At 43.0% G+C, this 8,913-nt stretch carries 8 protein-coding genes; 2 read left to right on the top strand and 6 right to left on the bottom strand.

Annotated elements, in window-relative coordinates; translation table 11 throughout:
- Positions 1-762 (top strand): YsnF/AvaK domain-containing protein (locus ACTIE6_RS10495; RefSeq protein WP_439556585.1); only part of this gene is annotated, 762 nt, incomplete at its 5' end.
- Between the two features lie 254 nt (positions 763-1,016).
- Here the strand turns inward: ACTIE6_RS10495 and ppk1 are convergent.
- From ppk1 to ACTIE6_RS10465, 6 genes are all read right to left on the bottom strand, one after another.
- Positions 1,017-3,035: a polyphosphate kinase 1 gene (gene ppk1 / locus ACTIE6_RS10490; RefSeq protein WP_138284272.1), complete on the bottom strand. Its 2,019-nt coding sequence runs from the start codon at positions 3,033-3,035 to the stop codon at positions 1,017-1,019.
- Between the two features lie 529 nt (positions 3,036-3,564).
- Positions 3,565-4,329: an SDR family NAD(P)-dependent oxidoreductase gene (locus ACTIE6_RS10485; RefSeq protein WP_138284275.1), complete on the bottom strand. Its 765-nt coding sequence runs from the start codon at positions 4,327-4,329 to the stop codon at positions 3,565-3,567.
- 66 nt (positions 4,330-4,395) lie between these two features.
- Positions 4,396-4,905 carry a cupin domain-containing protein gene (locus tag ACTIE6_RS10480; RefSeq protein ID WP_138284316.1) on the bottom strand — a complete coding sequence of 170 codons (510 nt, stop codon included), beginning with the start codon at positions 4,903-4,905 and terminating at the stop codon, positions 4,396-4,398.
- Between the two features lie 325 nt (positions 4,906-5,230).
- A complete protein-coding gene (locus ACTIE6_RS10475) occupies positions 5,231-5,911 on the bottom strand; it encodes a gluconolaconase (protein ID WP_229209413.1) in 681 nt (226 codons plus the stop codon).
- 39 nt (positions 5,912-5,950) lie between these two features.
- Complete coding sequence (locus ACTIE6_RS10470) at positions 5,951-6,181, bottom strand: hypothetical protein (RefSeq protein ID WP_229209414.1); 231 nt, start codon at positions 6,179-6,181, stop codon at positions 5,951-5,953.
- Positions 6,182-7,718: 1,537 nt separating this feature from the next.
- Positions 7,719-8,021 carry a transposase gene (locus ACTIE6_RS10465; protein WP_439556586.1) on the bottom strand — a complete coding sequence of 101 codons (303 nt, stop codon included), beginning with the start codon at positions 8,019-8,021 and terminating at the stop codon, positions 7,719-7,721.
- A 426-nt stretch (positions 8,022-8,447) separates the two neighbouring features.
- Between ACTIE6_RS10465 and ACTIE6_RS10460 the strand changes: the two genes are divergently transcribed.
- On the top strand, positions 8,448-8,913 hold a 466-nt coding region (locus tag ACTIE6_RS10460; protein WP_439556584.1), incomplete at its 3' end, for a TerC family protein.

Here is an 8,913-nt window from a genome sequence, read left to right as displayed (position 1 = left end):
CAAAAAGTGTTGTATATTATTGTTGACCTTGACGATAACAACTTAGGACTGGATTCTAAAAAAGTGCTGGTCCCAATTGGATTGGCTACGTTGGATGAAAAAGAGGATGAAGTAATCCTGGCAGAATTGACCAGCCAGAAGTTGGGCTCTTTGCCGAGTTATCAAAAAGGGATGATCACACCTGCAACCGAATCGCAGATCCGCGGCACATTTACAGGACTTGCAGCAGCTGCTGCTGCTGGCACAGCTACTTATGAGAGCCATCCGGAGGGATTTTATAATCACGAGCATTTTGATGACAAGCAGTTCTATGGTTCCAGGACTGCATCCAGTGAAAAAAGCATTTCTGGAAGTGATGAAAGTATTCCTATCATTGAAGAAGATATCAATATATCCAAAAGGGAAGTGCAGACCGGCGGGGTGCGGCTTACCAGCAGCATCAAAGAGCAAGCAGTTCAAGAGAACGTGACCCTTAAAACCGAACATGTCCATGTAGATCGCACGCCTGTTGACCGCCTGGTCACACCCGGTGAGTTGGATACATTTAAGGAAAGAAGCATCGAGCTGATCGAGCATGCAGAAGTGCCGGTCGTATCAAAAACCGCTGTTGTAGTTGAAGAAGTTTCATTGACCAAGGACGTCACTGAACGTGAAGAAGTCATCAAAGACACTGTGCGCAGCACGGAGGTTGAAGTGGAAGATCTTAATTCCGACAAAACGGGGGTAAGGAAGGACAGTGATCGAGACGTCAATAGCATTTAATCTTATCTCAAAAAACAAAAGCCCTGATCTGCAAGTTGTAGATTAGGGCTTTTTATATACCGCTATCGAACTTCCTACTGAATAAACAGAATATCTCCCGCCCACAAGTTTAAAAAGTATATTGATATAAAGGAAATTATAATGGTAAGCACCGGTTTACAAAGGCACTTTTTTTCTGCATGTAGGATGGCATTGCGGTTGGTTTCCAAGAACTTGAACGCCGACTATATTAAAATTGGCCTATCTATCATAGGTTATTCATACAATTTTTTATCAGATAAAAGAGCATAAATCGCATCCTGAGAACGGATGCCATTCTCGCCGGTTAAAGTAATGTTTTTCAAGCGGTCATCAATAATAACGGCTTGTAGCGTATCTTCCAACTGCAGGTCAATCATTTCCAGGAGCTGCTTTTTAAGGGTTTCATTATAAACAGGAAAGACCACTTCAATGCGCCTGTAAATGTTTCGGTTCATCCAGTCGGCAGAGCCCATATAGATTTCAGGATCTGCGTTATTTCTAAATATGAAGATGCGCCCATGTTCCAAGTACCGGTCAACGATCCGTTTTACGGTGATGTTCTCGCTTTGCCCGGGCACACCCGCGACAAGCCGGCAGATACTGCGGACAATCAGGTTTATCTTTACACCGGCATTTGAGGCTTCATAGAGCCTGTTGATCAAAACTTCTTCTTCTAGGTTATTTACTTTAATTGTAATTCCGCTGGGCAAGCCGTTTTTTGCATGGACGATTTCCCGGTCGATGAGCTGTAAAAATCTTGTATGTAGGTTGAATTGTGCCACCAGTAGGTGCTGAAATGTAATTTTGTCTGTGATTTCTGGCCTTTTCTTCTTGCTTAGGAAACGGAAAAGTTTTTTGACTTCTTTCAGCATCGGCTGGTAGGCTGTCAACAGGACGTGGTCTGTGTAAAACCTTGCCGTTCCTTCATTCAGGTTCCCCGTCGCAAGCAGGCCCAACAGCGGACTTTCCGGATGTGTTCTTTTGACCAGCGCAAGTTTTGCGTGTACTTTGATCGAGTTAATACTATGCACAATCTTCACACCGGCCGCTTTCATTTTTTTGGACCAGCGGATGTTATTGGCTTCATCAAACCTTGCTTTCAGCTCTACCAAAACCACCACTTTTTTGCCATTTTTAGCTGCACTGATCAGGGCAAGGGCAATCTTTGAATCATGTGCTACCCGGTACATGGTTGTATAGATTTCTTCGGTCTGGGGATCAATCGCGGCCTCGTTGAAGAACCTTAAAATCCTGTCATAACTTTGATAGGGTGCATGGACCATCTGGTCATGCTGTGCTAATGAATCAAACAGTGATATGAGTTGATCGGTGCCGTATAGATTTCGGGCAGCTGGCCATGTCAAATAGGATAATGACGGGTTGCGAACTGGCAATGAAGCCAGATCCTTGGAATTATGGTATTTTCCGCCCTGCACGATTGCTGCCTGGCTGAGATCAAAAGTTTCATTCAAGGTTTGCAGATGGCGCTCAGGCAGGCCAGGTTCGTACAGAAACCGGGTAGCATAACCATATTTGCGTTTACGCAGCTGTCTTTCGAGAATTTCTGTTATATCATCAGCGTCATCATCCAGGGTATCAAGCACGGCATCCCTGTTTATTTTAATATTAAAGGAATCAATATGGCTTGCTTTGGGAAAAACGCTTTTCAGGTTTTGTTTGATGACTTCATCTAAAAAAATGATGTGATCTTCCCCATTTTTTGGTATGCTGACAAAACGGTCCAGGTGGTCGGTCGGAATGTTGACCACTGCGATCTGCTCGGTATCCAGCCCGTTGTCCAAGATTACAGTGATATACAAAAGATCATTTTCCGGGAAAAATGCAAGGCTTTCAGTTAGTAATACCGGCTGTAAGAGCCCAGCTACATGACAGTAAAAATACTCGGTGATATCCTGATAAAGTTCCTGCGGTATTTCGTCCTGGTAATAGAAGTTTATCCCATTTTTTTGTAGCGCAGGAAGAATTGATTGGGAGAGTATGCTTCTAAACCGGCTTTGCTGCCCATCGATGATCTGATTTGCCTGGTCATATTCGTTATTGTCTTTTTGCTGCTGGTGCCTTAGCATGACGGGCATCCGAACCCGGTAAAATTCGTCCAAATTGGCAGAATAGATAGAAAGGAATTTAACCCGCTCCAAAAGCGGCACAGTTTCGTTATCAGCTTCCATCAGGACCCTTTCATTAAATGACAACCAGCTGATATCGCGGTCAAAATAAGCGTATTTGTTCATGCAATAGATTTGATCAGTGGTACGGATCAATATGGGGCCAAAGTGACTGGCAATAGCTGCCTTATTATATAAAAACGTGCCACTGGATAATGCTCGTAAATTGAAACCCGGGTTGAAAGGTTTTCGCACACGGCTCGGCTTGATTTTGAAACACCTTGTTGTCGTTTGGCAGATGAAACGGACTTGGGATAGAGGCTAGACTTGCATGAAGATTGCAGCAAACAAACCGTATGGGCCAATAAGAAAGCAGCTTTTGGTCAATCACTGTTCCTTGATTAAGCAGGGACTTCTAGTTTCTCAGCATAGCAAGGCTAAAAGCTCCCTTACATAGTTTGCGTCTAGTATATGAGAAAATCTACATGAAAATCGTGGCTAATTATTCGGTGGTATTTCTGAACTTTGTTCAAAAGGTTAGTTTGTATCAATTTGCGCCAAATGGGAGTTGATATAGTTCTTTTTGGTACTGTATACAAAAGTGGCACACACCTTTAAATGTAATTTTCCCTGAATCGACAAGGGAATAATTAAATTAAAGGCTCATCCCGCCATCGACAAAAATGTTTTGGCCGGTAATAAACCGCCCAGCTTCCGAGGCCAGGAGCAGTACCATTGCCGCACAGTCGGAAGGTTCGCCAACAATTCCCTGGGGTGTTTCTAACCGCTTTGTGATGCGTTCATCGCTTTGCGGAACACCCTGTTCCAGACGTGGTGTTCCTATTACACCCGGTGCGACATTGTTGACGGTCACACCCTTGTCGGCCAACTGCATTGCGACATTCTGTACCATGTTGAGCACGGCTGCCTTGCTAGCTGCATATACCAGCATTGCAGGGTGGGGTTTGACTTGCTGCACGCTACCGACAGTGATAATGCGTCCCCAGCCTTTTTCAATCATCGCGGGCACAAAACGCTGCATGAGAAGCATTGTAGATTTGACATTTACATCCATCTGTAAATTAAAGTCTTGCTGGGTCACTTCTATCCATTTTTTAGGGATTTGCAACGATGCATTGATGACCATGATATCGGGCTGAACATTTAATTGTTTTTCGATGGAGGCCACACTACCGGTTTTGGAAAGATCGGCCTTGACCAACGTGCATCTAACGCCCAATTTTAAAATGTCCTTGCGGACGGCATTAGCTTCGGGCCGGTCCTGGCGGTAATGTAGCAAAATATCTGCTCCGTATTCGGCGAGCCCCAGAGCGATGCCTTGTCCTATCCCTTGACTTGCTCCTGTGATCAGAGCTGTTTTACCTTTCAAACTGAGATTGTCAGCTAGCCTTTTGTCCATCAGATTTAGGTTACAGGGGTTAATTGGATAAGTGTGTTGATCTTCATGGAGCACCACATCATTAGTTTATTTGTGTATCGCGCGCCAGATTTCTGGAAGTCCGTTAGTACCCTGCAATGGATCGGTCTTTGGAATTGGCAGCGCCTTTATATTCTGATCAGTGCCGGGACGTTCGCCAAGTTTACCTGTGTTGATGTCCCAATTCCGGCCATCAGGGTATGCGCCCACCACACCTAGCTCTCGGCTTCCCAGGTTCTTATGTCCTACACCTGCCGGGATGACAATGATATCGCCAGCCTCGATCCTGAGTTGTTGACCCTGATCACCGCCAAGTTGCACAAGCGCATGGCCCGAATAGACCCCCAAAACCTCGTGCGACGTGCTGTGATAATGATGATATGGATAAATGCCGTTGCGCCAGGAATTTGTCCAGTTGTTTTCTGCGAAGGTCTTTTCCAGCCAGGCCGCACCTTCGTATCCGTGCGACTCAAATGCGTTTTTATATAGCAAAAGCGGCAGCGTATTATTGGGAATTTGTCCGTCGTCCTGGAAAAAATACTGTTGAGGTTCAATCATCTTTATTTCGGGAATGTTTAGGTTGATAGCAAGCAATAACCCAAAAGTGACACCGGTTGGCACCAAAAAATAATAGTTGATTAGAAGCGGCCTATAGCCAAAACAATATCGAACGTAAAATCTTGGATGGTACCATCGCAAGTATTCCAGACAATTGCCAACGCATTACGTCTTGATCCGCGAGATAATGAAAATCTTCATAAAATAATCCAACATCCTTGAAATTAGTTAGCTCTGGGCAATGGTAAGCTGATTGGCAAAACAGCTTATTGCCCAGAAAATCCACTGCCTGATACAAGATAGCTAATATATTTAGTGCCGTGTTCTAACGAAACCGCTGAATACTGAATTCTTTTGCATCACCGATTGTGCCAATACGTGCATTTAGCGTGTAAATCTGGTTGTTAACAGCAACACTGGTCGTCGCCCCTATATAAGCTCCTTCGTCAAATTTAACGATTGAGGCGGTTTGCCAGTTGTCGGTGCTCCGCAATTGAGCTACACGGTTGCCACCAGTAACCACATACAGCTCATTGTTCAGTAACGTCAACCCGTCACCAGGTAGTGGACTTATACCCGTTATTTCTGAAACTTGGTTCCCGTTTTGTAAATCCACTTTGAAAAGCTTCCCTTGCCCTGTGTTGGCCGTGATAAGATAACCGCTTGGATGGTAGACGATACCATTTAAACCAAAATTGGGACTTGAAAAATTGAGCGTATCTCTTAATAATACATTTGCCGTGCCATCACTGGCAACCCTATAAATAACAGGCGAGAAGGAATCAGTCACGAAAGCAGTCCCATCAGGGGCCAACGTAACGTCGTTTGCAAAATTTCGTTCTTGCTGTGGTAAGAGCGCATCTAAGTCGGTTCGCCTTTCCAACAGCCGGGTCTCCAGGTTGAATACTAACAGCTCGGCAGTTTGGAAAGAGCTTTCCTGAGTACTTTTGATAGAAACTCCCCGATCGCTATTGCACACAAACACGCGGTTACCGGCGACTTTCATACCAATAGCGCTGATTAATTCGGGGGAAGTCAGTAAATCCTAGTATTGACCATCTGTGCTGACAGTGCCGATCTTTCCTAACGGAATGGAGGTGACAAGAAACTTTGACAGTTGCGATGAGTAGGCAATTCCTTCCGGATATTGCCTGTCGGCCATAAAATCAATGCGCTCGGGGAAAACGGCGTTAGGGCTATCTGGATGATCTTCGCAGGCACTTAACGTCCAAGCTGAAATCAATAAACAACAGTGCAGTAGACGAAATGGCTTCATAGATGAAGTGTTTGATAGTTAATAAATGCAGACTGGATTATCCAACTGTCCAAGGTTAAGCTACTTCGTTGTGAAGATCGTATTGAGGGCAAGCAGTTAGATAATAACCTCTTAAACCAAAAAACCGTACCATTAACTATTCCAGCGTAATACTAGAAAGCGCTTGATGTTGAAAAACAAAGCAACAAGAAAAATTTGCGATTTAAACTGGTCATAGTTTGGCGACGTGCAGCCTTGACAGCTAATATTATCCTGAAATGTGTATTCCAATGCGGCTCACAATCTAAATGGCATGTTTTTATACAACCGGTTCTCTTCTGCAATTCTAATTGAAGTAAATCTTTATCATATATGACGGACTTTTCAAATGTAAATAGGACTAAAAGCTTTCTGCGGCCTTCACATGAGCACGTAGACCTTTATATAACATTCAACAGTATTGAAAATGTCAAATCGATGTTTGCAGGCAAATGGACGTATAAGATGAAGATATTCTGCTCTATTCCACTTGTTGTGTTTAGATGCCCGGTTAAGGAATGTAATATTATGTTGCATTTGAACCTCACACCCTTGGATCAGGCCGCTGGCTTGATAAGGAACATTTAACATTTATGTTAATTATCTCAAACGCTTCTGAATCTATCCATGTTGCCGGCGCCAAGACAATTAGACTATCAAAAACAGATTCAGATTCTGTAAGGGCAGCTTTCTTAAAACAAAAGAATTTATCCTACCAAACCATAAAAGACCTGGTTGATATTGTCTATCAATTAGATATCGAAAATATATGGCCAAACGGTGATTAATGAACTCAGTAGCTGTCAAGTTTTGGTTTGATTGTTTTTAATATGCTGCGACGCGAAAAATCTCAGGTTACCATGCCGGATTTGCCCTAGAATATTTCATACGGGTCAAACCTTCTTCAATCTCCGTATCCGCTTTGGTGTTAATTCGCTCTCAGTCCCGGCGGCAATTGCTTTTGAGTTAACAACTTATCTAAAAATTAATATCTCGCAACAAAAACGCTTCTAGCATAAATGCTGCCGAAAATCACTAACTCATAGCAATGTCGAAGCAGGCAGTAGGATGCAGATTTTTAACCGCGTTGTCTTACCAAATGTTTTTATCAAAGCATCTAAATCTGTTAAGTACTGCTATGGTTACCATTATCAGTAACCATAACGGCTATGTTGCTAACTGTTAATTGCACAATAAATGAAAAGTGGTACTTATATAAAGTTTGTCTATACTATTTTTGCTAATAGTTATTCGGTCGTGGCTGTCGCGGAACTACCCTGATATTTTAGGTTTTGGTAGTTATAAGATTTGGCTTCGGAGAACTTTAAAAATTCAGTGTAAAAGCATTCAGAGACTTCGAAAATGCACTCGATAAGTGAACCACAGTCTCTATTGCTTCACTTTTTACCGGTTTTCTTTTTAAATGTGTGAGATACTTTTTAAGGTTGAAGCAGGTCGCTGCCATCAGCATCACCTTATGTGCCGCGGCTTTCCCTAAAACATTGATTTTACTCAATCCTTAATAATGGACCAGGCTTCCAAAGACGGGCTCTACCGTACTTTGCCGGACCTGTTTCATCCGTTTCCCGCGCCTAGTTAGTTGCCTCTCATAGGCTCGGTAATAATAATCTTTATAAGCTGTCGTAAATATTCTTTTAAACAGGGACTTAGGCGTGCAGGATTCCTTTAGAGCACAGGGACTGCAATCCTTTTTTGAAGCTCGGTAGTTTTTTATTAGTTTTCCGTCAACGGTTCGATCGAAGCCCTTAAAAGGTAATTGTTTTACCCATAGTACAGGTAAAAACGTCTTCTTTCCTGTCATAGGTAACCCATTCCCTTTTCTGGCTTGTACTTGCCAAAAACTGGGGTCCATGGTGTGATATTTCTCAGTTCAAGGAATTCGTAATTAAAACCATTTGGGTATCCTGCGTCTGCCAACAGTTCTGTCATGCGGCCGATCACAACCTGCGGTCCATATCATTGTCCTATCACGATTTAGCCCTTAGGTGTTTTATAAACGACTTGCAGGTGTTCTTTCGGGATGCAGTTGAATCCTGAATTAGCATTGATAGCCATCCCAATAGCTATGTTATACACCAAAGACTTAATTGATTCCATAATGAGTTTTATGTCTAGACTGGGTCATGGGCGAAACCTGGCTTCCGGTGACTCCTTTACCATGATGCTACTTTCCCTTGCGGCATACATTTTGAGAGATATATGAATTTGCATAAACATCAGCAATAGCATGGAATTTGAAGTCATTGTTTCCCTACTGACGCTAGTCGCCCTGGAAGCTGTTTTGGGTATCGATAATGTGATATTTATCTCAATAATCGCTGCAAAACTACCTGCAGACCAGCAAAAGAAGGCCCGCCAATATGGGTTAATACTAGCAGGCGTATTGCGAATTGGCCTTTTACTTATTATATCTCTGATCATGAAACTGGACAAGGACTTGTTTGTTGTTTTTGGAGAAGGGTTTTCCGGGAAGGAACTTGTACTGTTAGCAGGAGGGTTATTCCTTCTTTATAAGAGCTCTACGGAAATTTACCATAAAATGGAAGGCGAGCAGGGTGATCAGAGCAACCAAATTAAAGCTTCTTCTTTCGGGCAGGTAATTACTCAAATCTTGATCATGGATATGGTTTTTTCTGTTGATTCCATTATTACAGCTATTGGAATGGTAAAAGAAGTGTGGGTCATGTATGTAG

Origin of the sequence: Dyadobacter sp. (assembly GCF_051859145.1) — a bacterium.
GTDB lineage: Bacteria > Bacteroidota > Bacteroidia > Cytophagales > Spirosomataceae > Dyadobacter.
Note: the sequence above shows the minus strand (reverse complement) of the source record. Positions and strands in the feature narration are given on the sequence as shown.